General features: G+C 66.4%; 22 protein-coding genes. 11 read left to right on the plus strand and 11 right to left on the minus strand.

The annotated features are described in order from the left end of the window. Positions 1-144: 144 nt before the first annotated feature. A complete protein-coding gene (locus AC1DBN_RS16135) occupies positions 145-2,364 on the minus strand; it encodes an NADP-dependent isocitrate dehydrogenase (protein WP_477723632.1) in 2,220 nt (739 codons plus the stop codon). Between the two features lie 333 nt (positions 2,365-2,697). Here AC1DBN_RS16135 and AC1DBN_RS16140 point away from each other — a divergent pair, with 333 nt between their 5' ends. Both AC1DBN_RS16140 and AC1DBN_RS16145 read left to right on the plus strand, forming a co-directional pair. Then, positions 2,698-3,663 carry a trypsin-like serine peptidase gene (locus AC1DBN_RS16140; RefSeq protein WP_261621159.1) on the plus strand — a complete coding sequence of 322 codons (966 nt, stop codon included), beginning with the start codon at positions 2,698-2,700 and terminating at the stop codon, positions 3,661-3,663. Then, positions 3,647-3,820, plus strand: coding sequence for a hypothetical protein (locus AC1DBN_RS16145; RefSeq protein WP_477723633.1), 174 nt, complete (start codon positions 3,647-3,649; stop codon positions 3,818-3,820). Before AC1DBN_RS16140 ends, AC1DBN_RS16145 begins: the two co-directional genes overlap by 17 nt. Positions 3,821-3,954: 134 nt before the next feature. Here AC1DBN_RS16145 and purH read toward each other — a convergent pair whose 3' ends face one another. Continuing rightward, positions 3,955-5,640: a bifunctional phosphoribosylaminoimidazolecarboxamide formyltransferase/IMP cyclohydrolase gene (purH, locus tag AC1DBN_RS16150; protein ID WP_477723634.1), complete on the minus strand. Its 1,686-nt coding sequence runs from the start codon at positions 5,638-5,640 to the stop codon at positions 3,955-3,957. A 141-nt stretch (positions 5,641-5,781) separates the two neighbouring features. On the opposite strand from purH, the gene AC1DBN_RS16155 reads away from it, so the two are divergent. Together AC1DBN_RS16155 and AC1DBN_RS16160 are read left to right on the plus strand one after the other, a co-directional pair. Next, a complete protein-coding gene (locus tag AC1DBN_RS16155) occupies positions 5,782-7,134 on the plus strand; it encodes an MFS transporter (RefSeq protein ID WP_056082135.1) in 1,353 nt (450 codons plus the stop codon). A 475-nt stretch (positions 7,135-7,609) separates the two neighbouring features. Further along, positions 7,610-8,776 carry an exodeoxyribonuclease VII large subunit gene (locus tag AC1DBN_RS16160; protein ID WP_477723635.1) on the plus strand — a complete coding sequence of 389 codons (1,167 nt, stop codon included), beginning with the start codon at positions 7,610-7,612 and terminating at the stop codon, positions 8,774-8,776. Positions 8,777-8,820: 44 nt separating this feature from the next. Here the strand turns inward: AC1DBN_RS16160 and AC1DBN_RS16165 are convergent, their stop codons facing one another. Both AC1DBN_RS16165 and purN read right to left on the minus strand, forming a co-directional pair. Further along, entirely contained in the window at positions 8,821-9,333 is a 513-nt protein-coding gene (locus tag AC1DBN_RS16165; protein WP_477723636.1) for a hypothetical protein, read from the minus strand. 571 nt (positions 9,334-9,904) lie between these two features. Continuing rightward, positions 9,905-10,471, minus strand: coding sequence for a phosphoribosylglycinamide formyltransferase (gene purN, locus AC1DBN_RS16170; RefSeq protein WP_349033701.1), 567 nt, complete (start codon positions 10,469-10,471; stop codon positions 9,905-9,907). Positions 10,472-10,510: 39 nt separating this feature from the next. Between purN and AC1DBN_RS16175 the strand changes: the two genes are divergently transcribed. Beyond that, positions 10,511-10,942 (plus strand): hypothetical protein, encoded by a 432-nt coding sequence (locus AC1DBN_RS16175; protein WP_477723637.1) that lies wholly within the window; start codon positions 10,511-10,513, stop codon positions 10,940-10,942. Positions 10,943-10,991: 49 nt separating this feature from the next. On the opposite strand, the gene AC1DBN_RS16180 is transcribed toward AC1DBN_RS16175, so the two are convergent. Both AC1DBN_RS16180 and AC1DBN_RS16185 read right to left on the minus strand, forming a co-directional pair. Then, a complete protein-coding gene (locus AC1DBN_RS16180; protein WP_314216414.1) occupies positions 10,992-12,305 on the minus strand; it encodes a cell division protein PerM in 1,314 nt (437 codons plus the stop codon). 187 nt (positions 12,306-12,492) lie between these two features. Next, on the minus strand, positions 12,493-13,380 hold the full coding sequence (locus AC1DBN_RS16185; RefSeq protein ID WP_314216427.1) for a DUF2382 domain-containing protein: 888 nt from the start codon (positions 13,378-13,380) through the stop codon (positions 12,493-12,495). A gap of 271 nt (positions 13,381-13,651) precedes the next feature. On the opposite strand from AC1DBN_RS16185, the gene AC1DBN_RS16190 reads away from it, so the two are divergent. Both AC1DBN_RS16190 and AC1DBN_RS16195 read left to right on the plus strand, forming a co-directional pair. Next, entirely contained in the window at positions 13,652-14,809 is a 1,158-nt protein-coding gene (locus AC1DBN_RS16190) for a glycosyltransferase family 4 protein (protein ID WP_477723638.1), read from the plus strand. Next, positions 14,806-16,194, plus strand: coding sequence for a UDP-glucose dehydrogenase family protein (locus tag AC1DBN_RS16195; RefSeq protein ID WP_477723639.1), 1,389 nt, complete (start codon positions 14,806-14,808; stop codon positions 16,192-16,194). Before AC1DBN_RS16190 ends, AC1DBN_RS16195 begins: the two co-directional genes overlap by 4 nt. A 24-nt stretch (positions 16,195-16,218) precedes the next feature. On the opposite strand, the gene AC1DBN_RS16200 is transcribed toward AC1DBN_RS16195, so the two are convergent. Continuing rightward, the gene (locus AC1DBN_RS16200; protein WP_477723640.1) at positions 16,219-17,085 is read right to left on the minus strand and encodes an HAD hydrolase family protein; all 867 of its coding nucleotides are present in this window, start codon (positions 17,083-17,085) and stop codon (positions 16,219-16,221) included. Positions 17,086-17,305: 220 nt separating this feature from the next. On the opposite strand from AC1DBN_RS16200, the gene AC1DBN_RS16205 reads away from it, so the two are divergent. Together AC1DBN_RS16205 and AC1DBN_RS16210 are read left to right on the plus strand one after the other, a co-directional pair. After that, complete coding sequence (locus AC1DBN_RS16205; RefSeq protein WP_015936364.1) at positions 17,306-17,575, plus strand: GlsB/YeaQ/YmgE family stress response membrane protein; 270 nt, start codon at positions 17,306-17,308, stop codon at positions 17,573-17,575. A 154-nt stretch (positions 17,576-17,729) separates the two neighbouring features. Beyond that, positions 17,730-19,922, plus strand: a complete 2,193-nt coding sequence (locus tag AC1DBN_RS16210) for a putative bifunctional diguanylate cyclase/phosphodiesterase (protein WP_477723641.1) — start codon at positions 17,730-17,732, stop codon at positions 19,920-19,922. Positions 19,923-19,964: 42 nt separating this feature from the next. Here the strand turns inward: AC1DBN_RS16210 and AC1DBN_RS16215 are convergent, their stop codons facing one another. Continuing rightward, entirely contained in the window at positions 19,965-20,528 is a 564-nt protein-coding gene (locus AC1DBN_RS16215; RefSeq protein ID WP_231994472.1) for a hypothetical protein, read from the minus strand. A 236-nt stretch (positions 20,529-20,764) separates the two neighbouring features. Here AC1DBN_RS16215 and AC1DBN_RS16220 point away from each other — a divergent pair, with 236 nt between their 5' ends. Beyond that, complete coding sequence (locus AC1DBN_RS16220; RefSeq protein WP_091718834.1) at positions 20,765-21,316, plus strand: dihydrofolate reductase family protein; 552 nt, start codon at positions 20,765-20,767, stop codon at positions 21,314-21,316. Between the two features lie 125 nt (positions 21,317-21,441). Here the strand turns inward: AC1DBN_RS16220 and mmuM are convergent, their stop codons facing one another. After that, entirely contained in the window at positions 21,442-22,386 is a 945-nt protein-coding gene (gene mmuM / locus AC1DBN_RS16225; protein WP_477723642.1) for a homocysteine S-methyltransferase, read from the minus strand. A 90-nt stretch (positions 22,387-22,476) separates the two neighbouring features. Here mmuM and AC1DBN_RS16230 point away from each other — a divergent pair, with 90 nt between their 5' ends. After that, positions 22,477-23,244 carry an IclR family transcriptional regulator gene (locus AC1DBN_RS16230; protein ID WP_477723643.1) on the plus strand — a complete coding sequence of 256 codons (768 nt, stop codon included), beginning with the start codon at positions 22,477-22,479 and terminating at the stop codon, positions 23,242-23,244. Here the strand turns inward: AC1DBN_RS16230 and AC1DBN_RS16235 are convergent. Beyond that, positions 23,241-24,002: an IclR family transcriptional regulator gene (locus AC1DBN_RS16235; RefSeq protein ID WP_477723715.1), complete on the minus strand. Its 762-nt coding sequence runs from the start codon at positions 24,000-24,002 to the stop codon at positions 23,241-23,243. The genes AC1DBN_RS16230 and AC1DBN_RS16235 overlap by 4 nt on opposite strands. A gap of 186 nt (positions 24,003-24,188) precedes the next feature. After that, on the minus strand, positions 24,189-25,625 hold the full coding sequence (locus AC1DBN_RS16240; RefSeq protein ID WP_314216405.1) for an amino acid permease: 1,437 nt from the start codon (positions 25,623-25,625) through the stop codon (positions 24,189-24,191). Between the last annotated feature and the right edge of the window lie 49 nt (positions 25,626-25,674).

The following is a 25,674-nucleotide window of genomic DNA, read 5'->3' on the forward strand; positions in this document are numbered from 1 at the left end:
GGTGTGAGGTCGGCGTTGGCATGAGTAACGTAGGACACGAGGGCCTCCTGGGCATCGAGATGAGTGTGGTAACCCAAATCGATACCGGAGGCCCTCGCCCTTTACATCACGCCACGCTGTTCACAACGTCCGTGGGAATTACAGCTAGCTCAGGCTGTCGATGACCTTGTTCAGGGTTGCGGACGGCCGCATGACAGCAGAGGCCTTGGCGTCTTCGGGGTGGTAGTAGCCTCCGACGTCCACGGGCGAGCCCTGGACCGCAGCCAACTCACCAACGATGGCTTCCTCCTGGGAGGAGAGTTCCTTGGCGACGGCGCTGAATGCGGCGGCCAGGTCGGCGTCGTCCGTCTGCTTGGCCAGTTCCTCGGCCCAGTAGCGGGCCAGGAAGTAGTGGCTGCCGCGGTTGTCCAGTTCGCCGGCGCGGCGGCTCGGGGACTTGTTCTCCAGCAGGAACGTGCCCGTGGCGCGGTCCAGCGTGTCCGCCAGGACCTGGGCGCGGGCGTTGCCGGTGGTGGTGGCCAGGTGCTCGAAGCTGACGGCCAGGGCAAGGAATTCGCCCAGGCTGTCCCAGCGGAGGTGGTTTTCCTTCAGCAGCTGCTGGACGTGCTTGGGGGCGGATCCGCCGGCGCCGGTCTCGAAGAGTCCGCCACCGTTCATCAGCGGAACAACCGAGAGCATCTTGGCGCTCGTGCCCAGTTCCAGGATGGGGAACAGGTCCGTGAGGTAGTCGCGGAGGACGTTGCCGGTGACGGAGATGGTGTCTTCGCCCTTGCGGATCCGGTCCAGGGTGAACGCGGTGGCCTTGACCGGGGACAGGATCTGGAGGTCCAGGCCCTCGGTGTCGTGGTCCTTCAGGTACTCGTTGACCTTGGCGATGAGGTTGGCGTCGTGGGCGCGCTCCTCGTCCAGCCAGAACACTGCGGGCGTCTGCGAGGCGCGGGCACGGGTGACGGCCAGCTTGACCCAGTCACGGATGGGGGCGTCCTTGGTCTGGCAGGCGCGCCAGATGTCGCCGACGGAAACTTCGTGTTCGAGCAGGACCTTGCCGGATCCATCCACAACCTGGACGGTGCCGGCTTCCTGGATCTCGAAGGTCTTGTCGTGGCTGCCGTATTCCTCGGCTGCCTGTGCCATGAGGCCCACGTTGGGGACGGTGCCCATGGTGGTGGGGTCGTAGGCGCCGTTGGCGCGGCAGTCGTCAAGGACCACCTGGTAGATGCCGGCGTAGGAGCTGTCCGGCAGGACTGCCAGGGTGTCGGCTTCCTTGCCGTCCGGGCCCCACATGTGGCCGGAGCTGCGGATCATGGCAGGCATGGACGCGTCCACGATGACGTCGGAGGGGACGTTCAGGGTGGTGATGCCCTTGTCCGAGTCCACCATGGCCAGTGCCGGGCCGTCTTCAAGGCCCTTCTTGATCAGGTTCTGGACGCCGTCGCGGACATCCGCGGGCAGGTCCTCGAGTCCGCTGACGATGGCAGCGAGGCCGTTGTTGGGGCTCAGGCCGGCGGCGGCGAGCTGCTTGCCGTAGGTGTCGAAGAGTTCGGAGAAGTAGGCCTTGACCACGTGGCCGAAGATGATGGGGTCCGAGACCTTCATCATGGTGGCCTTGAGGTGTGCGGAGAAGAGCACGCCCTCTTCCTTGGCGCGGGCAACCTGGGCCTTCAGGAACTCGTCCAGGGCTGCGGCGCGCATGACAGTTCCGTCGATGACCTCGCCGGCCAGGACCGGGAAAGCCTTCTTGAGGACCTTCACCGAGCCGTCTTCACGGACCAGCTGGATGGCGATGGTGCCGTCCGATTCGATGACAACGGACTTCTCGTTGGAGCGGAAGTCGTTCTGGCCCATGGTGGCCACGTTGGTCTTGGAGTCAGCGGTCCAGGCACCCATGGAGTGCGGGTTCTGGCGGGCGTAGTTCTTAACGGACAGCGGCGCGCGGCGGTCCGAGTTGCCTTCGCGGAGGACCGGGTTCACTGCCGAGCCCTTGATCTTGTCGTAGCGCGAGCGGACGGCCGTCTCTTCATCCGAGGAGGGGTTGTCCGGGTAGTCCGGCAGTGCGTAGCCCTGGCCCTGCAGCTCAGCGATGGCGGCCTTCAGCTGCGGAATGGAGGCGCTGATGTTAGGCAGCTTGATGATGTTGGCTTCCGGCGTCTTCGCCAGTTCACCCAGTTCAGCAAGGGCGTCACCGGTCTGCTGCTCCGGAGTGAGGTAATCGCCGAACACAGCGATGATGCGGCCGGCGAGCGAGATGTCGCGGGTCTCCACCTCCACACCTGCAGTCGAAGCAAACGCCTCGATGATCGGCAGGAACGAATAGGTAGCCAGCATCGGCGCTTCGTCGGTGTGGGTGTAGATAATCTTGGACATGCGCGGGCGTCTCCCTGAAGGTCGGCTTGGTTGTGAAACCTTTGTCTATTTCACCAAGTACAACTTACCCGAGGACACGGGTTTGAACCCTACCGGGAACGCTGGATGACCCCGCCGTGAGCAGGATTACAGCGATGGAGAAGCGTACGACGGCGGCGCCCGCCCAGGTGCCCCACCCCGCCCCGCGTCCTGCTCCTGACCTGCGGCTCCACAGCCCCCTTTCCGCTGCAGGGTAAGTCACTCCTGTTTACTTATATGTGACGCGCGCGATAAATTCTTGAAGTCGATCCGCGCCCTCTCCCCCGGGGCATTTTCCGTTCAGACAGGACAACAATGACACGCACCCGGTCCCTGGCTTCCGGCATCCTGAGCTTCTCCGCCGCAGCCGTTCTGGCTCTGACCACCGCCGGCGGCGCCTCCGCCGCGCCGGCCTCCCCATCGCCCTCCGAAGACGCCCTGCTCCCCTCCGTCGCCCGCCTTGCCGTTAACAGCACTGGTGCCGCGGACTACTGGACCGCGGACCGGATGGAGGGTGCCCGCCCCGGTGATGTCCTGGCCGGGAAAGCCCTGGCAACGAGCCCCCGTTCCAATCCCGCAACAGTGGCCAAAGGAAAGAACACCAAAGTTGGCGCCAGCAAGGCCAAGGCAGCAACAACCGGTTCCGTGACCCACATTGGCAAGGTTTTCTTCACCATGGGCGGCGCCAACTACGTCTGCTCCGGCAACGCCGTGACGTCCAGGAACAAGAGCACCGTATCTACAGCCGGCCACTGCGTCTTTGGCGGCCCGGGCCAGGAGGCCACGAACTTCGTCTTCGTTCCCGCCTACGAGAACGGCCAAGCGCCCTATGGAAAGTGGACCGCCACCGACCTCTACACCACCAGCGAATGGACCGCCTCCGGCGACATCTCCTACGACACGGCGTTCGCCGTGATGGACCGCCTCGACGGGGACCTGCTGACCGACGTGGTGGGCGGCTCCGGAGTGGCGTTCAATGAGGACCGCGGACTGTCCTACACGTCTTACGGCTACCCTGCAGACAAGCAGTACAACGGCGAGACCCTGAAGAGCTGTGCGGGCACTGCCACAAACGACACCGTCAACCCGGCTTTCACCACCCAGGGCATCCCATGCGACATGACCAGCGGTTCCTCCGGCGGCCCGTGGTTCATCGGCTCCGGCCCGGATGGACTGCAGAACTCGATCAACAGCTACGGCTACAGCGGCTCCAAGGTCATGTACGGCCCGTACTGGGGTGACTCGATTGAAAAGACCTACCGCGTTGCGTCACGGTCCTAGCGAAGAGCCCGATGACGGCGTGGCCCACATCGAGGTAACCCAGACGCACGAGGAAATCCTCAAGTACTGGACCGATGAACGGATGGCGGAGGCCAAGCCCCGGGAGCTTGTGCTGCGGCCAAAACCTGAAGAGCAGCACCCGGCCGACAAGGACTAGGCCAACAAAATAACGACGGCGCCTGCCCCCTGCGAAGGGGACGGGCGCCGTCGTCAATTAAAGTCCATCCATTGCTCCGTAGACGCCCTTTTGGTGTCTCAAAACGGCATCTACGGAGCAGCCGATCAACCGGCTCAGTGGAAGAAGTGGCGCGCTCCGGTGAAGTACATAGAGATGCCGGCGGCGTTGGCCGCAGCGATGACTTCCTCGTCGCGGACGGATCCGCCCGGCTGGACAACGGCGCGGACCCCGGCATCGATCAGGATCTGCAGGCCGTCAGCGAACGGGAAGAAGGCATCCGAAGCTGCCACAGCGCCCTGGGCACGCCGGGGTGCGCCGGCACCCGTGGCGTTGGAGGCACCGCCGGCGCCGTCGACGTCGGAATCCACCTGCAGGCCCAGCGTGTTGGCGCGTTCCACGGCCAGCTTGCAGGAGTCGAGGCGGTTGACCTGGCCCATGCCGATGCCGACTGCTGCGCCGTGGTCCGCGAGGAGGATGGCGTTGGACTTTGCTGCACGGCAGGCGGTCCAGGCGAAGGCGAGGTCCGCGAGGGTCTTCTCATCGGCGGCTTCGCCCGCGGCGAGCGTCCAGTTGGCGGGGTTGTCGCCGTCGGCGTCCACCTTGTCGCTGACCTGGACCAGCATGCCGCCGGAAACCTGGCGGAACTCCGTGGGGTAGCGGCCGTAGCCCTCGGGCAGGGCGAGCAGCCGGATGTTCTTCTTCTTGGAGAGGATCTCCACGGCCTCGGGCTCGAAACCGGGCGCGATGACAACCTCTGTGAAGATGTCCTTCACGGTGTTGGCCATGGCCGCCGTGACCGGGCGGTTGGCTGCGATGACGCCGCCGAACGCGGACACGGGGTCGCAGGCGTGGGCCTTGGCGTGGGCGTCGGCGATGGGGTCCGCGGCGTCTGCCGAACCGACGGCAACGCCGCACGGGTTGGCGTGCTTGATGATGGCCACGGCCGGCTCGCTGAAATCGAAGGCGGCGCGCAGGGCGGCGTCGGCGTCAACAAAGTTGTTGTAGCTCATGGCCTTGCCGTGCAGCTGGTCGGCCTGGGCGATGCCCACCGGGGCAGCCTTGTCCACGTAGAGCGCAGCCTGCTGGTGGGGGTTCTCGCCGTAACGCAGCACCTCGGAACGTTCCAGGGACATTCCGGCGTAGGCAGGCCAGTCGATGATGCCGTCGCCGTCTTCATCAAGGAACTGGCTGGCAGTCCAGGTGGCCACGGCGTTGTCGTAGGACGCCGTGTGCGCGAAAGCCTTGGCGGCGAGGCGGCGGCGGGTCTTCAGGTCGAAACCGCCCGCGGCGGCAGCAGCCACCACCTGGCCGTAGAAGGACGGGTCCACCACGATGGCGACGGCGGCATGGTTCTTCGCGGCCGAGCGCACCATGGCGGGGCCTCCGATGTCGATCTGCTCGACAACGTCGTCCTGCGCGGCACCGGACTTGACGGTCTCCACGAACGGGTAGAGGTTCACCACCACCAGGTCGAAGGCCTCGATATCCATGCTTTCGAGCGTCTCCATGTGGGCGGGGACGCGGCGGTCTGCCAGGATGCCGCCGTGGACACGGGGGTGCAGCGTCTTGACGCGGCCGTCCAGCATTTCCGGGGAACCGGTGACTTCCTCAACCTCCTGCACGGGGATGCCCGCAGCAGCGATCTTCTTCGCGGTGGAACCGGTGGAGACCAGCTTCACACCCGCTGCGTGCAGGCCTGTGGCGAGCTCCTCCAGGCCGGTCTTGTCGTAAACCGAGATCAGGGCCCGGCGGATGGGTACACGGTCAATGGATACGCGCTCATGCTGCGTGAAGCTCACAAATGTCTCCGTCTTATCTCGCGGTTCAGTGCCGCGGTTGGTGGGGATAGGGCCAGTTTATCGCGTAGCGCACGTTGCCCCGAGTGTCCGCCGGAGTGTGAACGCCGGTGGGCGGGGCTAAAGTTTCAGAAGGAGGCGGCAATGAACACTTACACCACTGTGCCCAGCGGCGAACAGGTGGTCCAGGAACTGCCCTGGCGATGGAAAGTCCAGGGGCGGATCTTCCTGATCGGCGGCCTCGGATTCATGTTTGACGCGTGGGATGTGACGCTCAACGGCATTCTGATTCCCCTGCTGTCAAAGCATTGGGCACTGTCCCCCGGCGAGGTGGCGTGGGTGGGGACGTCGAACCTGATTGGCATGGCTTTGGGGGCCTTCATCTGGGGCACCATCGCGGACACCATCGGCCGGAAGAAGGCGTTCACCGCCACGCTGCTGCTGTTCGCCGTCTTCACCGTGGCCGGCGCCTTCGCCCCGGACTTCATCTGGTTTTGTGTCTTCAGGTTCCTGGCCGGCTTTGGCCTGGGCGGCTGCATTCCGGTGGACTATGCACTGGTGGGTGAGTTCACTCCCCGGAAGCAGCGCGGCAAAGTACTCACCGCCATGGATGGCTGGTGGCCGGTGGGCGCTGCCCTGGCGGGTTTCGTTTCCGCTGGCCTGGTGGCTCTCTACGGTGACTGGCGGCTGACCATGCTGGTCATGGTCCTGCCTGCGCTGCTGGTGTTCTGGGTCCGGCGAAGCGTGCCGGAGTCACCGCTGTTCCTCATCCGCAAGGGCCGGCGGGACGAGGCTGCGAAGGTCATCGACGGCCTGGTGGCAGCCACGGGCGCCGAAGCCCGGGCCTACAGCCTGCCGGATGCGAAGGACGTACCCCGGCTCTCCGCCGGCAGCGCCTGGACCCAGCTGCGGTCGGTGTGGCAGTTCAACTGGAAGATCACCACCGCCGCGTGGGCCCTGTTCTTCAGCATCCTGCTGGTCTACTACCTGTCACTGACGTGGATGCCACGGATCCTCATTGGCGCAGGCTTCGCCGAATACAAGGCGTTCGTCACCACGGCGTCCATGGCCGCCGTCGGGCTCCTGGGCGTCATCGTTGCCGCCCTGCTGGTGGAACGCGTGGGCCGCAAATGGATCCTTGCGATCACCGGCCCGCTGTCCGCACTGACGCTGGTGATCGTGGCGTTCGTGGTGGACATCCCGTCTGCAGCGGTGTTCTGGCTGCTGGTGTTCGGGTTCGTGGTGCAGGTGGCCATACCGGTGCTGTACGCCTACGTGTCGGAACTTTACCCCACTGAGCTGCGCGGCACCGGCTTTGGCTGGGCATCCACGTTCTCGCGTCTGGGCGCCGGTTTCGGTCCGCTGATTTTCGCCAACTACTTCTGGCCTGAGCTGGGCCTGGCTACGTCCTTCGCCCTGGCCGGCGGCCTGGTGCTGCTGGCAGTGCTGTGGATGGCCTTCTTCTCCCCCGAAACCCGCCAGCGCCGCCTCGACTGACCCCGCAGCCGGCCCTCACCCTCACCTCCACCCTCACCCACCCAACTGACTCGCAGTTGTTGTCGTTTTGAGGCCGGATAACGACAACAACTGCGAGTCAGTTGAATGGCGGCCCTGGAAAGTTGACTCGCCCGTGTCTGAGGTCGCGGCTAGGCTCCACAACGAAGGGCGGAAAAGCGTTTCGGGTATCGGATGGGGAGGCCGTGTGTATTTTAACCAACAACCAGAGGCTACGACTTCGTCTCGAAGTTCAGTCAGTGCAGTCCGCAGCTGGGTTGGAAGCCGCGTTCGACAAACCGAAATCACAGTCCGCGGTGAGTGCATGGCACCACGGAAGATCGGCCTGAGGTGGAATTTTGATCTAGTATCGGTGTCCCCGAAAGGAGTGGAGCTCCTCCCATGCGTTGTCTGGGGAGACATGGTTCCCAAAATCGACGCGCAGCTATGCACACGAAACTCATCGTTGGATAAGGCCATGACCAGCGGCATGGTATTGACGCTAAAAGGCTCCCTATGGCTTAACGCCGAAGGAACGGTCGGCATGAGGGTCACAGCGATTGAACCTGGCTTCGTCCGCCGCGGCGCACTCTATCTTGAAGATAATAGGGCGATCGCCTCGCTCCGGGCGGCAGGCGTTCCCGGAAGTCGCCTTGCCAGGACGTTCGTACACGACAATCCTGAGAACGCGTTCAAGAACCTTGACTGCAAACCGGAACGCGTCATGGTCGTTGGACCTGCCAACGCGCAAGGAGTTGGAGATCTGGAGCGTCGGCTCTCCCATAGTGGTGGCTCCTCACCCGAGGTCTTCTACAGAACCCTTTCGTGGAGTGTCGACGCCAAGATGGAGGATTTTCAGGCACATCTCCGGGAAGCAGAGGAACTGGACCTGGATCTGGTGCTGCTGGTTCGGGGTGGCGGTCACTGGAGGTGGCTACGGGGCTACCAACGAGCAGACCTCGGGCTTGCCATTCAGAGGTCCTCCGTACCCGTCGCCACGGCCGTGGGGCATGACGCAGATGTTTCCGTGGCTGACCGGGCTGCCTCATTGTCATTCACCACACCCACGGCCGCGGCAGAGGCGATCGCAAACGAATTAGCCTTCCATCGCCGGCAGCAGACAAGGGCGATGCGTCACACGGCTGAGCGAAGGATCCAGGCGGAAGACCAGGCTGCTGAGGAAGCCAAGCTGGCCTCCTTCGAGGCCCGCATTGGAGTTCTTCAGGCCAACTATGAGACTGTGCAACAACGGGTATCGGAAGCCAATTCCCGACAGCACAATGCATTCAAAGTCCACACACAAGACCTGCTGGACACGGCCGAGATGCGGGTCAAGTTCATTTCACGCACAGCCTCGGTAGCGGTTCTCATGGCGGTCACTGCGACGGTGGTATTCAATGACCAACTCCTGGCTAGTCTTCAACTGAGTCCAGATTCGCTGCAAGGTTGGCTCTACCGCCTGACAATCATCGCTACCGGCGTTTGGCTGCTTGTTTGGCAGCGGCGGGCAAGGAATTCCGCCGGGCTGGCATCCACATCACCTATGAAGAAGCCACCGAGAGACGTGGATTCGTGGCGCTTCGCGATGAAGAGAGTCCGGACCGTTCGTAAGCTCCGGCGGCTTCGACACCATACGCCTCTTTAGACTCCCAACGGGACCAGACATGAGGCTTCAGTAGGAAACTCGACTCACGAGCCGGGTGACCAGCCTTGGCCGATCAGTGCTCTCCGCACCTTCGAGACGGCTGCCCCAGCGCCGTTTGTCATGTGACGCTTGGAGACCCGGACGAGAACCCAGCCTCCACGGATAAAATCCTCCTCTCGAGAGATATCACGGACGATCTGTTCCGAAGTCGAATGCACGTCCCCGTCGTATTCCACGGCCACTTTCTGTTCCGGGTGGCTCAGGTCAGGTTGGCGTACGACGGCGGCACGCAGTTCCGTGGGCACGTTCAACTGCGGCACAGGAAGCCCTGCGCACTCCAGTGCCAGCCTCAGCCGCGTCTCCGGCGCAGAGTCAGCACCCACCCGAGCCTGGTCCAACGCCAAGCGGGCTTTCCGGATGCCCGGTGTACCCTTGTGCCGGTCCAGCATCTCGGCCAGATCCTCAAGGGTGCAGTATGGATCCGTTCTGGCCTCAAAGACCGGCCGAGGTACGCGGATGAGGTGGTCTGCCGCAACCGTGATCTCGTCAACGCTCATCCGCCGGGCATTGTCCAGCCATGTTCGGGACCTGCTCGTCACCAGTAACCCGTCAACGCATACGATCTCGTCCTCGAAGAACTGCCCTACGTGACCCACAACGCCCCTACGGCGTGGAATCGCCATCGTGTCAGGCCTGGAAAGGTGTATCAGGGAGCTTTCCCCGGGCAGAAAACCAGGAAACCGCCAAAAGGCAAACGCCGTTGCGTGGGACGCAGCCGAAAATGCTGTGATTCTCGCGTACGGCACGACGACTTCGGGTCCAGGACTTGTGCCCGGACCGGGAAGCATGTCATCGTTCGGAACCCGGATACCGCGGCTGGGCGAGTTCAGCGCGACATGACGCAACCGCCTGAGGCTCACGCCGGCGTCGACCGCGTCCTGGAAAGTGAATGGCAGATAGGCAAGTGGCGTTGGCAGCGGGCGAGGGGTCTTCACGGCAACATAATCGCAAAACCTTCACCAACGGATCGGGTTATCCACAGGCTAAGGCGCCTACTGCCAACTGACTGGCAGTTGTTGTCGTTCTGAAGGCCCAGAACGACAACAACTGCCAGTTAGTTGGGAAGGGTTAGGAGGCAGCGGCGAGGCTGGCCAGGGTGGACACCAGCAGCCGGCGCTCCACCACCTTGATGCGCTCGTGCAGGGTCTCCTCGGTGTCGGCGTCCTCGATGGCCACCGCCTCCTGGGCGATGATGGGTCCGGTGTCCACGCCGGCGTCAGCCCAGTGCACCGTGCAGCCGGTGACCTTGACCCCGTAGGCCATCGCGTCACGGACACCGTGGGCACCGGGGAACGCCGGAAGCAGGGCAGGGTGGGTGTTGAGGTACTTGCCGCCGAAAGCGTCGATGAATTCCGGGCTGACGATCCGCATGAAGCCGGAGGACACCACCACGTCCGGCTGGAATGCGGCCACCTCCCTGGTCAATGCGGCGTTCCACTGGACCCGGTCCGGGTACTCCTTGAAGTCCACCACGAAGGTGGGTATCCCGGCTGCGGCCGAACGCTCCACGCCGTAGGTGCCGGGCCGGTCCGCTCCGACGGCGGCGATGTCCACGTCCAGCTCCCCCGCTTTGACCGCGTCAATGACAGCCTGGAGGTTGGAGCCGGTACCGGAAACGAGGACTACGATGCGCATGCGTCTAGCTTATGGGCAGGCTCGCGTAGGCTGGAAAACATGAACTCCACACCGGAACCGGCCGGGCCCCAGCGGACAAAACCGCCGCTCAGCGAGGCTGCAAAAGCCTCAAGGGCCAAGACCCACACTCTGTTCCGAATGTTCATCGTGTCCGTGCTGGGGTCATTCTTCGTCTACCAGCTGGATGTCCGTTATCTCTGGCTGACGGGAATCCTGACCGTTGCCGCGCTGGCCCTGGGCATCGTCCTGTTGATCCGGTGGTTCCGTTCGAAGGAGTCGCGGCTGGTTCTGTTTGCCACCATCTGCGGCCTGATGGTGACCGCGGGCATGGTGGTGCTGACCCTGGCCTCGGCCCTGTTCTTCAACCAGGCAGCGGAGTATCAGGCGTGCGTGAACCGTGCGCTCACGGACCAGGCACAGCGGAGCTGCCAAGTGCAGCTGGAGGGATCGCTCCCCCGCCAGGCGCCGTAGCCGCGCCTTTGCTGACAGGCCAAGGACCCACGGGGCCCGCTTTTCGCAGCTAGTGGACCAGCTCGGCGTCGTCTTCCGACACGGCCCGCTCACGTTCCAGCCATGGCCCGGCAGCGTAACCGATCACGACGCCGGCACCCACCTCCGCGGCCAGCCAGACTCCCGTCCACAGAGGGTCCGGACCGATCTCGGTCAGCCGGCCGACGCCGGCCGAGCCGCGGGCAAGCCAGGCCAGCCCCATGGCCAGGAGTCCCGCAGCCACCCCTGCCAAGACTCCCAGGACCAGGGTGGACACCGTGGCTGTGAACCAGCGGGCGTGGACCTTGATGGAGAGCCATTCGTCGAAGTGGTTTTCGCCTTCCCGGAGGAACCACCAGCCGGCCAGCACGCCGGCGATGACCGGCACCATAAGGGCCACGAAGGCGTAGTCCAGGGCTCCGGCGGGAATGGCAGCCAGAACCGGGATGGACGGCAGGGGCCCGACGGCGGTACCCAGCGGGCCCACCTGGGAACCGACGCCCATGGCGAAGCCGGAGCCCGAGGTCCAGGCGAGGGCGAAGACCACCAGGTTGGGAAGGTAGCCGAGCTGCGCGACGGTGAGCGCCGCGCCTCCGGCTGCACCGGCGTCGAGCGCTTCATAGACCGCCAGCACCAGGTTCCAGTGGACGAACAGGTCCACCGCCAGCAGCACCGCGGCCAGTGCCAGGGCAGCAGCAACCGCCACAAACCCGGCCTTCACCACCGAGGCGAGGTAGGACCCTGCCCACCGTGAATGCTGGCTGGTCCGCGAGATCCAGTCGACGGCGTCCACACCGATCAGCCGGCTCCACGATCCGGCTTCGCGGCGGGCGCCGATGACCATGCCCAGGGCGAATGGGATCAGGGGAACCACCATGGCGTAACCGAGGTTGATGCCGACGTCCGGAGTGCGGCAGACGAAACCGGTGGCCACGCCGAACGCCGAGTAGACCACCCATGATCCCAGCAGCGCCTGCCACAACTGGTCCGTGTAGGAGGCCCGGGCCAGGCGTCGCCCCGCCCGCCAGGCGAGCAGGAACGGGATCAGTGTCAGGCCGAGGGGCACCAGCGTCAGCAGGCCTGAGCCGGTGTGGGATGCGGCGGTGGATCCGGCCGCTGCCAGTTCCAGCGGGACACCGTGCACCAGGAGCCAGGACTGGCCGGCGAGCCGGGCCAGCGTCTCAAACCCGTCGTCCTGGAAGCCCGCCGTTGCCCACACGGCAATGATGGGTACCAGCACGGCCAGCGCCGAGATGATCGCCGCCTGCGCTGTTTCAATAGCTCCCTGCAGCCACAAGGGCATGGGAAGGCCACGGTCTCCGGTCTGGTCAGCGCGCAGTTTCATCGTGATCCATGGTGTCACGCCGGGCCCGGACTGCCCGCCAGCGACAGGCCCCCGGAGTGCGGGCACACGAATGCCGGGAGCCCCCGAAGGGACTCCCGGCATTCGCAGGATCCGCACACCCACTTCCGGAGCCGTCCGGCGTCGAGGCGTTCGACGCTGCTTCGCAGCTCCGGTGGTGCGCGCTATGTCAGAGGCGCTTGTCGTCCCCGGTGCGGCGGTCGCCGTCCAGGCCGTCCGCGTCGATGTGCTCCTTGCGGACTTCCTCGCTTACAGTGACGTCGTCCTGGACCACTTCCTTGTCGAGCCGGACCCGCTCCACCGGAACGGCTTCCTTCTCCACCACGGGGCGCTCCTCGTGGAGGATCACCTCGTGCTCCTCTTCGCTGATGTCCGGTCCGGAGAGTGCCGCGCCGCGGTTTTCGTCCGTGATCGGCTCTCGCTCCAGCCGGACCTCCTCGCGCTGGACAGGCACGGTCTTGGTGACGTTCTCCGTGGTCACGTACTTCCGCAGGCGGACGCGGCCGGCTGCTTCGCGTTCGGTGCCGACGTTCAGACGTTCCTCGGACCGCGTCATCGCGTCGTCAGTATTGGGGCCGGAGGTGTCCTGCCCCACGCCGCGGCCGCCGTCGTAGTCCCGTTCGCGGCCGGCGTCGCCGCCGCCCGTGACACCGGCGGTGGGCGTCCCGGCATTCAGGTCGGCATCGCCCTGGAGGTCGACGTCGTTGCGCGTATTGTCCTGCGACTCCGAGTACGTGGTGGCCCCACGGTCGTAGTGCGTGTACAGCCGGTCCTCTTCCTCGGGGGTGAGGTGGCCGTCGACGTCAACGCGCGGGGCGTCCTTCACATGGTCCTTGGTGTACGGGACCACCAGGTCGTCGTCCTGGCTGCGCGCGCCCTCGACAGGGATGAAGGACTGGGACGTGCCGAAGAGGCCCGTCTTGACGGTGACCCAGGTGGGCTCACCCGTGTCGTCGTCTGCGTAGAGCTGGCCAATCGAACCGATCTTGTCGCCGTCGGCTCCGATGACGTTGCCGCCCTTGTGGAGCAGGGTCTCAATGTTCTCCCGGTTGAGCATGACTTCTCCTTGGATGATCGTTGCACTGGGCATGCGCCAGCTGCGGATTTTCCGGCACGGGATTCCCCCGGTCTTCGGCTCCCGCCCCGTTGCTTGAGGCACTGCGCTGGCTGCCCCACTACAGTAAGCATGCTTAGCATCAAATGGGAAGTCTGCTTAGTAATTTTTACAAAAGACCCGCGATGGCGCACTCCCTGCTGTTCACCGAACCTTTCCCTCCGGGCCATGCCTTCATCCCCGCCGCGTCAGGGCCGGCACCCACCGTGGAGGGGTGAGGATCGCAATTGTTGCTGAATCATTCCTGCCACTGATGAACGGGGTCACGCACTCCATCCTGCGGGTGCTGGACCATCTGCAGGAGCGGGGCGACGACGTCCTGGTCATTGCGCCGTCAACGCATGACGGCGGTGCGGAGAACCACGTCAAGGGCGCCGAGATCCAACGGCTTCCGGCAGTCCCGCTTGCGGGATACGCGAATGTCCGGGTGGCGATGGGCGGTGTGTACCGGGTCAAGCGAATCCTTGCCGACTACGCACCGGACGTCGTCCACCTGGCCTCGCCGTTCGTCCTCGGCTGGCGGGCAGCCCAGGCGGCGGCCCAGCTTGGCATCCCCACCGTTGCCGTCTACCAGACGGAGGTTCCCGGCTACGCGGCCCGCTACGGCGTCCCCTTCCTGGAGAACTGGGCATGGAACCGCGTGGAGCACATCCATCTGCTCGCCTCCCGGACCCTGGTGCCCTCCACGTTCGCGCTGAACCAGTTGCGCGGACGCGGCATTCCCCGGGTGCGGATGTGGCGCCGCGGGGTGGACACGGCCAGGTTTTCGCCGGACAAGCGCGACGACGGGTGGCGGGCTTCGGTGGCCCCGGCGGGCCACAAGATCATCGGCTACGTGGGCAGGCTGGCCGTGGAAAAACAGGTGGAGGACCTCGCCGCCCTGGCCGGAATGCCGGACACCACCCTGGTGGTGGTGGGTGACGGGCCGCAGCGTGCGGCCCTGCAGGAAGCCCTCCCGGGAGCCGTTTTTACCGGGTTCCTGGGCGGCGATGACCTGGCCCGCGCAGTGGCGTCCTTTGACCTCTTCGTCCATCCGGGCGAGTTCGAAACCTTCTGCCAGACCATCCAGGAAGCCATGGCATCGGGGGTGCCGGTGGTGGCCACGGGACGCGGCGGGCCACTGGACTTGGTGGAGAACTCCCGGACCGGCTGGCTCTACGAGCCCGGTGACCTGTCCGCCATGCGCGGCCACGTCCTGGACCTGATGGGCGACGACGCCAAGCGCCGTGCGTTCGCGGCCGCGGCGCACGCCTCGGTACAGGCCCGCACGTGGCCGGCTCTGTGCTCGGAACTGATCAGCCACTACACCGATGCCATTGCCGAACAGCCGGCCCTGTCCGGTTCCTACAAAGCCAAGGGAGCTGCTCTATGAAAATTTCGGTGATCGGCTGCGGCTACCTGGGCGCCGTGCATGCGGCCACGCTGGCCTCGATGGGCCACACAGTGGTGGGCATCGACGTGGACCACGCAAAAGTGGAGCAGCTGGCCCGCGGGGCAGCGCCCTTCCACGAACCGGGCCTGGACGAGCTGCTGCAGGACGGCAGCGCCACCGGACGGCTCCGGTTCTCCGCGGACATCGCGGACGCCGCCGGCGCCCAGGTGCACTTCCTGTGCGTGGGCACACCGCAGGACAAGGCCTCCGACGCCGCGGACCTGTCATATCTGGTCTCCGCCACCCGGGCCCTGCTGCCGCACCTGGCCGCGGGCGCCGTCGTCGTGGGTAAATCCACGGTGCCGGTGGGCACTGTGGACATGCTGCGCGGGGTGCTGGGCCGGCGTCCCGATGTCCTGCTGGGCTGGAACCCGGAGTTCCTCCGCCAGGGCACGGCCGTCAAGGACTCGCTGGTGCCGGACCGCCTGGTGTACGGCGTGGACGGCGGCAAAGCCGCTGCGTTCAACCGGTCCACGGGCGCTCCGGCAGGGGTGACGGCAGCCCTGGATGCGGTCTACGAGCCGCTGCTGCGCGCAGGCATTCCACGGCAGGTCTGCAGCTGCGCCACGGCAGAACTCATCAAGTCCGCGGCCAACGCGTACCTGGCCACCAAGATCAGCTTCATCAACGCGGTGTCGGAGCTGTGCGATGCGTCCGGCGCGGACGTGGCGGAACTCAGCGAGGCCATGGGACTGGATCCGAGGATCGGCAACCGGTACCTGCATGCCGGGCTGGGCTTCGGCGGCGGCTGCCTGCCCAAGGACATCCGCAGTTTCCGGGCGCAGGCCACAGGCCACGGCGTGGGTGCCGTGGCGGACTGGATGCAGCTGGTGGACTCGGTCAACCTTGGCCAGCGGCAGCGGACGGTGGACCTGGCGACGGAGCTCTGCGGCGGCACCGTGGCCGGCCGGACCATCACCGTGCTGGGCGCCTCCTTCAAACCGGACACGGACGATATCCGCGACTCCCCCGCCCTGGATGTGGCAGACCGCCTCGCCGCGGCCGGAGCACACGTGACCGTCACCGACCCCAAGGCCGTGAACAACGCGTGGCGGCGCTACCCCCGACTGCGGTTCGAGGCCAAGGCAACGAGGGCCCTGGAAAGCGCAGAACTGGTGCTGCTCCTCACCGAGTGGGATGAGTACCGCCGGCTGTCCCCGGCCGTCGCAGGCAGCCTGGTACGACGGCGGGTGCTGCTGGATGCGCGCAACGCACTGGATGCCGCGGCCTGGCAGGCTGAGGGCTGGGTGGTGCGCGGCCTTGGCACGTCCGCGGCCAGGGGTTCTTTTTACCCTACCGACGCCCCTGTCCCGGCGTCGGCGTAGCCCAGCATCAGGCCAGTGGACGTATCAGTCCAGGAGGCCCAGGCCGGCGAAGGCGAGCGCCACGCCATTGCCGGCCGGGCCGGGTGTGAGCCGGTCGGCGACGGCGAGCACGCCGGGATGGCCGTCCTCCACCGCGATGCCCACCCCGGCGTACTCAAGCATTTCGATGTCGTTGGCGCTGTCGCCGATGGCCACAATGTCCTCCCGGCGCAGGCCCAGGCGTTCCTCCACCACCCGGATGCCCACCGCCTTGTGGGTGCCGGCCATGAAGATCTCGCCGGCGGAGTCGCCGAGGGCGGACAACGAACTGGGGATGAGCCCCACCTGCGGGCCGAGGCCAGCCATGAGGCCGGTCAGCGGTACCGGGGAATCAAAGCAGGAAATCTTGGCGAAGGACGCGCCTCGAAGGTCGTCGCTGTACTGGACCGGCCCCAGGATGTCCTCCACGGGATCCACGTCGGTGCTGAGGACGCCGTCGTGCCGCGAACGGCCGGCAAAGACGGGATTCAGGATCCGCCGGAGCCGCTCGCCCACTCCGGTGCGGCCGCGCAAAGCTTCGGGAGCTTCCAGGATGTAGGCGACATCGTGGGCGTCCAGGGTGTCCACGATGAGGGCCGCCACGTCGGGCTCGAACCGGGTGTCCTTGAGTACCTCCCCGTTCATTTCCACCCGGGCACCCGCGCCGGTGATCACGCCGTCGAACCCTGCCTCCAGGATGTGGGCCGGCACCATGGACAACGGACGCCCGGTGCACACGAAGACCAGGTGGCCGCGGCGGCGCACTTCCTGCACCGCCTCCACGTGGGCCGCGGGGGCCAGGCCGTGGTCCGCATATGTCCCGTCAATGTCGAGGAAAATGGCGCGCGGACGGTCTGTTTGCTGGCTGGACATGCCGGGCTCCTAAGGATGTGCTGAGCGGGACAATCCATCCTATCGAAGGCCCGGAATACGGCGCCCCGCCAGGCCAAGATGGCTGCTCAGGCGGGTGTTTACCGGGAAAACTGATAGTCATCCTGTGATATTGAAAGCCTTGCAGCGAAGTAAGCACGCTGATTGAATTAGGGAACCGGAGATGGGGGCACGGCACAACTTACTAATAAGGAGTGACAGCATGGGCATTCTCGGATTTCTCATCTTGGGCCTGATTGCGGGCGCCATTGCAAAGGCCATCCTGCCAGGCCGTCAGGGCGGCGGCTGGGTGGTGACCATGGTCCTCGGCGTAGTCGGCGCTATCCTTGGCGGCTGGATCGGGTCCCTGATCTTCGGTGGCGGCTTGGCCGAGTTCTTCGATATCCGCACCTGGCTGCTGGCCATCCTCGGATCCATCGTGGTCCTGCTGATCTACGGCGCAGTCATGAACCGCAGCGGACACCGGGCCTAGCAGCCCCTCTATCGATTAGCGCAGAAACGCCGTCCCGGCAGCGGGGCGGCGTTTCTGCGTTCCGGGCCGGAACCGGTATTCGTGCCCAATCCGTAGTGAAGCCGGCCCCCATTCCCGGCAGTTCGCACCTTATGATGTGCGAGGGGGTGGTGGTATGGCTGAATCCAGCCACGAAAGCACAACGGCAGTCCGGACGTTCGAGGCGATGCTTGACGCCAGCCCGGATGCCTTCCTGGCCCTCGCGGCGGATGGCACCATCACCCTGGCCAACAAGGCAGCAACAACCCTCTTTGGACTGGACCGCAGGTTCCTTACCGGCCTGGATTACCGGACGCTGCTGGATGACCGCTCCCACCCCGAGGTGGACAGGCTCTTCCACCAGATCCTGGCCCGGTCCGCCGCGCACCCGCGGGAAGTGGCCTGGGTCCATGCCGACGGCACCAGCTTCTCCGCCGAAGTGGCTGGGTCCCTCTTTCCCGCCGGGCCCGGGCAGCTGCCCGGGAATGCAGCGGCCGGCGCCGGCGACGCCAAGGACACCGCGCCCGACGACGGCGTCCCGGCCAGGGCACAGGTCCTCCTCTCGGTCCGGGGTACTTCGCACCGGCAGGCCACGAGTGCGGACCTTCGCCAGGCGATGTCTCTGCTGACGTCCACCCTGGAGTCCACCGCGGACGGCATCCTGGTGATGGGCTCCAACGGCACCGTGGCGGGATACAACGATCAGTTCCTCACCATGTGGGGCATTCCCCGCAAACTCATGGAAGGCGAAAGCGCGGACCCGGTGATGGAGCGCATCACCAGCCAGCTCACGGACCCCGGGACGTTCCTGGCCAGGCTCATGGAAGTCCAGGGCAACACCACCGCCGAGAGCCACGACGTTGTGGACTTCAAGGACGGCCGCACCTTCGAACGATATTCGCGTCCCCACAAGGTGGGCGAGGACGTCGTGGGGCGGGTGTGGAGCTTCCGGGACGTCACTCCCCGCCGCAAGGCCCAGGAACAAGCGCACCAGGCGATGCTTGACCTGGCGGAGCAGGCGGAAAAGCTGCGCGTCATGGCCTTCCAGGACCCGCTCACCGGCCTGGCCAACCGGGCCGTATTCAACGACGCCCTGGCCGGGTCGCTGCAGGAACCCCGGCTCAAGTCCGTAGATGTGCTGCTCCTGGACCTGGACGACTTCAAGGAAGTCAACGACCTCCTGGGCCACCAGGCCGGGGACGACATGCTGATCGAAGTGGCCCGCAGGCTCCGCGGCTGCGTCCCCGCCGCGGACGTGGTGGCACGGCTGGGCGGCGACGAGTTCGTGGTGCTCCTGACGGCCTCCCCCAACGTGGACGACATCGCGGCGTGCATTGTCCGCTGCCTGCACGTCCCCGTCACCATCAGCGGCCGCGCGCTCCGCCCCAGCCTGAGCCTGGGAGTGGCATCGCGGGGCCGGGACGAGGTGGGCCCGTCGGAGCTGCTCCGCCAGGCGGACATCGCCATGTATGCGGCGAAGGCCGCCGGGAAGAACCGCTTCCTGCGGTTCCATCCGGACATGATGGCTGCCCTGGTGCAACGGACGGACATGGAAAGCGGCCTGCAGTTCGCCCTGCAGGGCGGGGAGATCTCAGTGGATTTCCAGCCCATCGTGTCGCACCGCAGCGGGCAGGTGGTCCAGTTCGAGGCCCTCGCACGGTGGGACCGCGGCGCCGGGCGGGTGCCGCCGTCGGACTTCATTCCACTGGCAGAACGCACGGGGCTGATCCGGGACATCGGCCTTGAGGTGATGGCCCAGGCGATGGCGCAGCTGGCGGACTGGCTGGGCGAGGACCCGGCACGGTCGCTGGCAGTGAACGTGTCCGGGGTGCAGCTGCAGGAACACGATTTTGCCGCGAAGGTGCTGGGCCTGGCGGAGACCAACGGCGTGGCCACCCGCCAGCTGGTGCTGGAAGTCACCGAGAGCGTGTTCTTCCACGCCGACTGCGACCTGATCAGGCAGCTCAGCACGCTGCGGGATGCGGGCGCCCGGGTTGCCCTGGACGACTTCGGCACCGGCTATTCCTCGCTGGGGCGGTTGCAGGACCTGCCGGTGGACACCGTGAAGATCGACAAGACCTTTGTGTCCATGGTGCGGACCGGCAGCGAACGCCTGCCCATCCTCAGCTCCATGATCAACATGGCGCACAGCCTGGGGCTGACAGTCACCGCGGAGGGAATCGAGACGGCCTCACAGGCTGATTACCTCACGGCACTCGACTGCGATTCGCTGCAGGGCTACCTGTTCTCGCTGCCCGAGCCCGCCTCGCGCCTGGGGCACGCGCTGCGCCGGGCCGAAGAGGTGCTGGGCGCGCTGCACCAACGCTAGCCGGCGGCTGCGGGACGGGTACGACGCCGGCCCTTCCGGCTGCTAGGCGGCCTGCCTGCCGCCGGGCTGCTTGGGCTTCTTTCCCGAACCCAGGGGCTGGCCTGCCGGCCGCGGCGGAGTGGCCGGGCGGTCCTGATGCTCGCGCGCCTCGGGGGCGGTGGACTGGGCGTGGTCATACGGTGCAGAGTCCTGGGCGGATGATCCGGCAGCCGGTTCCGCGGCGCTGGATTCCCGGGCAGTGGCTTGGGCAGCCGGGGCAACGTTGGCCTGTCCGGCTGATTCCTCGTCAAGGGCATACTCGATAACGCCGTCCTCGTTGACAGCGTTTTCAGCCGGGACGAACGCATCAGCGGGGTTTGCCATGGCGGCGCGGTTGCGGCGCCAGCGGCGGATAAGGTCCACAGCGGCCAGCAGGCCCGCGAGCGGTGTGAGCACCGCAGCGGTGTAGACGAAGAGCATCCAGGTGAGGGTGGTCAACGGCGGCTGGTTGTTGTGCAGGAGGGACAGCCCGCCAAGGATCGCCACGAGCCAGAAGAGGATGACCGCCGCGAGGACAGCTCCGGCGGGAAAGTACTGGTTCCGCACAATCTTCTTCAGGGTTTCCAATGCACTTCCTCCTTGCCTGGCCGGGGCTGCGGAAAGTGGCCGCATCACCCTAAGTATGGGGCCCTTTTCCGCCGAATCACGGCAAGACGCCACGGCGAGTGATGAACGTAACTGGAGCGCCGCCGTCGTCCCCGTTTTTGGCGGCAATCCGACGTGCCTTGGCGCTATTTGGTCTTCCGCCGGAACCGCCCGGCGCATAGGTTGTTCCTTGACCCAACGAACCCGGGAGGACCCGCATGCGCAAAGTTACGGCCGGACTGTTCCACTCCATTGACGGAGTGGTTTCGGATCCGTTCAAGTTCCAGTTCGACAGTTTCGACGCCGAGCTCGGCGAAGGCCTGACCGCCATGATTAACTCCGTGGACACCGTGGTGCTGGGCCGGAAGAGCTACGAGGAGTGGGCGTCCTACTGGCCCAACGCGTCTGCGGACCAGGACTTCGCTGCGTTCATCAACCCGGTGGAGAAGTTTGTGGTGTCCAGGACGCTGAGCGAGCCGCTGGAGTGGCAGAACTCCCGGCTGATGGACGCACCGCTGGAGGAGTTCGTGGCGAAGCTGAAGGAGAGCGACGGCGGTGAGATTGCCGTGTGCGGCAGCATCTCCGTGACCCGGCAGCTGCTGTTTGCGGGGTTGCTGGATTCGCTGCAGCTCATGACGCACCCCGTGATTGCAGGCAGCGGTAGGCGGCTGTTCGAAGACGGCGATCCCCTCACCCGGCTGGTCCTGCTGGATGAGAAGCGCACCAGCAAGGGCAACGTGCTCAGCACCTACGGGCTCCGGGGCGACTAGGCTGCCTGCGTCCCCGGGCATTGGCCTCCCGGCTCTCCCGGCTGAACGGCTTCTGGCACTGTGTGGCCGCCGTCCGGGGACACATTGACACGGAAACGCCGCGTCATGGCGCTCTGGCCGCCTGTTTAGCGGTGGATGTGCCCCGCGACGGCGGAGATGTCGGCCGGCGTGGTCCTGCAGCAGCCGCCGATGATCCGGGCGCCGAGGGCCTGCCAGGCAGGCACGCCGTCGACCAGCGCTGCAGGGGCTGTGGTGGCTGTGGGTGCTGCGTCCCAGGTTTTGGTGCCCGCATCGTAGGTTTCCCCGGAATTCGGGTAGGCCGCCAGCGGCTTGTTGGTGCCACAGCGCAGGGCCGTGAGCGCGGGGGCAACCAGCGCCAGCGGCACACAGTTAACCCCGACGGCGGCCACGTGGGACTCCGCGTCCAGCAGTTCCGCGACGGCGGCCAGGGGCGTGCCGTCACTGATGTGCCCGGCGTCGCGGAGGGAGAAGGAGAACCAGGATTCGACGCCGAGGTCCCGGGTCAGTTCCGCAAGGGCCTGTGCTTCGGCAAAGGAGGGCAGCGTTTCACAGGCCAGGAGGTCCGCACCGGCCTGGGCCAGGGCTTCGAGGCGGGGACGGTGGAAGTTCCGGAACTCGGCGGGTGTCAGGGCGTAGTCGCCGCGGTACTCCGAGCCGTCGGCAAGGTAGGCGCCGTAAGGCCCCACGGAACCCGCGATGAACAGCGGCCCGGCCTCGGGATGGTTGGCCAGATGGTCACGCCGCGCCTCGTCAGCCAGCCGCACGGACAGGGCCACGAGGTCCAGCGCCTCCTGCTCCGTCATTCCGCGGCCCGCGAATCCCTGCGGTGTGGCCTGGTAGCTGGCGGTGGTGGCGATCCTGGCACCTGCCGCGAAGTAGTCCCGGTGCACGTCCCGGATCAGGCCCGGCTGTTCCAGCAGGACCTTGGCCGACCACAGCGGATCGTCCAGGTTGCAGCCGCGCACCTCGAGTTCCGTGGCCAGTGCACCGTCGGTGGTCAGGGATTCCCCGGCGTCGAGCAGGGCGGACAGCGTGGGGATTACAGGCATGATGGTCACTATACGCATTCATATATGCGCATGCCGGGTATTACGGGTGCGTGAACCGGCCGGGACCACACCCCAACTACACTCGGAGCCATGTCGAAATCATCCAGCATGGGCCGCGGAATCATGGCCCTGCTGGCTGTGGGATCCCGCCACGCGGCTGAGCATCCGGGTGGAACGGTGGCGGAGATCGCCACCGGCCTGGGCAAGGACCGCAGCCAGGTCTCACGGTACCTGCGCAGCGCGGAGCAAGAGGGCTTCCTGGCCCGCATCGTCCACCGCACGTACGCGCTGGACTGGGAAGTCTTCACCGACGCCCAGCAACTGACGGCACGCCGGCTGGAATCTGACGGCGCCACTGCCCTGGACACGCTCGCCGGCGAAACTGATGAAGCCTGCTTCCTGGGCATCCTGCACGGGAACAGCACCGTGACCATCGGCGAAAGCGTTCCCGCGAGCAGCAACCTGGTGGGCTCCTGGCTTGGCCGGCCCTACCCCGCCTACTGCAGCGACGCCGGGCAGGCAGTGCTCTGGGAGGCCTCCGACGCGGAGGTCCGCACCGTCTTCGCGGACGTCGACTTTGTCCGGCACGGCCCCAACACGCCGGACAGCGTGGAAGACTTCCTGGCCAGGCTGGAAGCGGCCCGCCGGCGTGGCTATTCGATAGTGGACCAGGAGGCCGAACCGGGGCTGTACTCCCTGGCAGTCCCGGTCCGCGATTTCAAGGGAGAGGTGGTGGCAGCCCTGCAGATCGTGGGGATCAGGGACCGGCTGGAACCCCGCCGGGAGGCCTGCGCCGCGGCGCTGCTCCAGCAGGAGCGGTGGCTCGAAGCGGGCTTGGGGTACCGGCCGCAGGACTAGCGGGGCACGACCCCAGCGCTAAGCCTTTTGGCGGCGGCAGCCAGGGCGGCCGCCGCGTCACGGCGCTCCGCCAGGCCGGGACCGCCGAGCACGCTTAGCGAGGCCCGCACTTCTCCTGACCCGTCCCGCACGGGCACGGCCAGCTCAACAACGTCGTGTTCGAATTCCTCGACGGCGGCAACCACTCCGGCCTGGCGGTCCCGGGCCATGAGCTCCCAGACGCCGTCGACGGTGTGCGCCGCGCCCGGGCCGCCGATGCCAATGAAGTTCACGTCCTGCAGCAGCCCCTCCAGGGCCGGCCGGGCCAGGTCCCACAGCAGGGCCCGGCCGGCACCCGTGCACCACACCGGGCTGACCATGCCGGGTTGGACGAAGCTGCCGGGCACGGAGTCGTTGCTGGAGTTCCGAAGCAGGATGGCCCGGTAGCCGTCGCGGACGGAGAGCCTGGCGCGCAGGCCCAGCACGGAAACCAGGGATTCGAGTTCGGTCCGGGCGGCGAGCACCCAGCCGGTATTGAGGGCCGCGGCCAGGCTGAAGTATTCCGGCCCGGCCCGGAACGGACCGCGCTCCGGGCGTTCGAGCAGTCCAAGGTCGCAGAGTTCCTGGGCAAGCCGCGAAACCCTGCTCTGGTCCATCGACAACGCCGCGGCGAGCTGGGATACACCCAGGAGTGGGCGCCCGGATTTCTCCCGGTCCACCACCAGCCGGACAATCCGGAGCCCCTGGGCCATTGACGACGCCTCAGCGGATGAATCCACGCTTTCCCTGCCCCTCCCGCCGGTCACGCGCCCCATTCTTCCACGGCCTTAGAGGTGCGACGCCTGTCATCGCCACCCCGTGGTCACCGCAGGCGGCCTCGGCACCCAGGCCGGGGACGACGACGGCGCGCGCCGGCGAAGGTGCCGGGCGCGCCTGCCGCACGGCCGTCGTCGTCCGTTCCCGGCTTAGCGCCGTGTCTGAACGCTCTTGCGGCCGTGCCGAAGGTGGAAGTAGAGGTAGCAGGCGGCAACGAACGGCACACCGAAGTAGAGGGCGGGCGCCTGGGCAGGATCCAGCGCGATGCCGATCAGCGAAACGACGCACAGGGTGAACGCCAGGATGGGGACCAGCGGGAACAGCGGCGCCTTGTAGGCGAGGGTGGAGGTATCGCCGCCGCCACGGATAAAAGCTCGGCGGTGGAAGAAGTGCGAGGCCGTGATGGACATCCAGACGCCCACCACCGCGAAGCCGGCCACTGACACGAGGACCAGGTAGACCGTCTCGGGTGCCACCACACTGCTGATCAGGGATGCCAGGCCGCCCACCATGCTCAGGGAGAGTGCGGCCAGGGGGATGCCGCGGCGGGTCAGCTTCTTGAGGGCGCGCGGTGCATGGCCTTCGTCGGCGAGCGAGTAGAGCATGCGGGCGCACGAGAACAGGCCGCTGTTGCCGGCGGACAGGAGTGCGGTGATGATGACGAAGTTCATGATGTCGGCCGCGAACGGGATGCCGATGGCGGAGAAGACGGTCACGAACGGGCTCTCGTCCAGCCCCACCTCCGTGTACGGGATGGTGGCGGCGATGACGGCGATGGCGCCGACGAAGAAGATGAGCAGGCGGATGACGGTGGTGCGCATGGCCTTGGGGATGGCCGTGGCCGGGTCCCTGGTTTCGCCGGCGGCAACGCCGATCAGTTCGGAGCCCGAGAAGGCGTAGAAGACGGCGAGCACGGTGACCAGGACGCCGGTGAAGCCGTTGGGGAACAGGCCGGACTCGGTGGCGAAGTTTTCGAACAGGAACGGGTGCCCGTCCCCGCCGCCGCCGAGCGGTTGGAAGCCGAACAGGGCCGCACCGCCCAGGACGATGAGGCCGATGATGGCGGCCACCTTGATGATGGCGAACCAGAACTCGGACTCGCCGAAGAACCGGGCGGACACAGCATTGAAGCCGAAGAGGATGGCCGCGAAGACCAGGCACCAGACCCACACGGCCACATCCGGGAACCACCGCTGCATGAGCAGGCCGGACGCTGTGAACTCGGAGCCGATGGCCACGGCCCAGCAGAGCCAATAGAGCCAGGCGGTGGCAAAACCGGTGGCGGGTCCGATGGAGCGGGCCGCGTAGATGTGGAACGCCCCGGACACGGGATAGGCGATGGCCAGTTCGCCCAGGCAGGCCATCACCAGGTACACCACGAACGCCCCGATGAGGTAGGCGATCACCGCGCCCAGCGGGCCTGCCTGGGAGATGGTGTAGCCGGAGCTGAGGAACAGGCCCGAGCCGATGACGCCGCCCATCGCGATCATCACCAGGTGCCGCGGCCCCATGGAGCGGCGGAGTCCGGAGCTGACCGGCTGCGCCGGGTCCGGCCTGGTGTCGAGCGTAGGCAATGAGGGTTCCACGGGTTTCTCCAGTGCGGGTGATCGGTGCGGGTGGTGGCGGCAGTGTTGG

This window comes from Pseudarthrobacter sp. 10T415 (assembly GCF_056394175.1).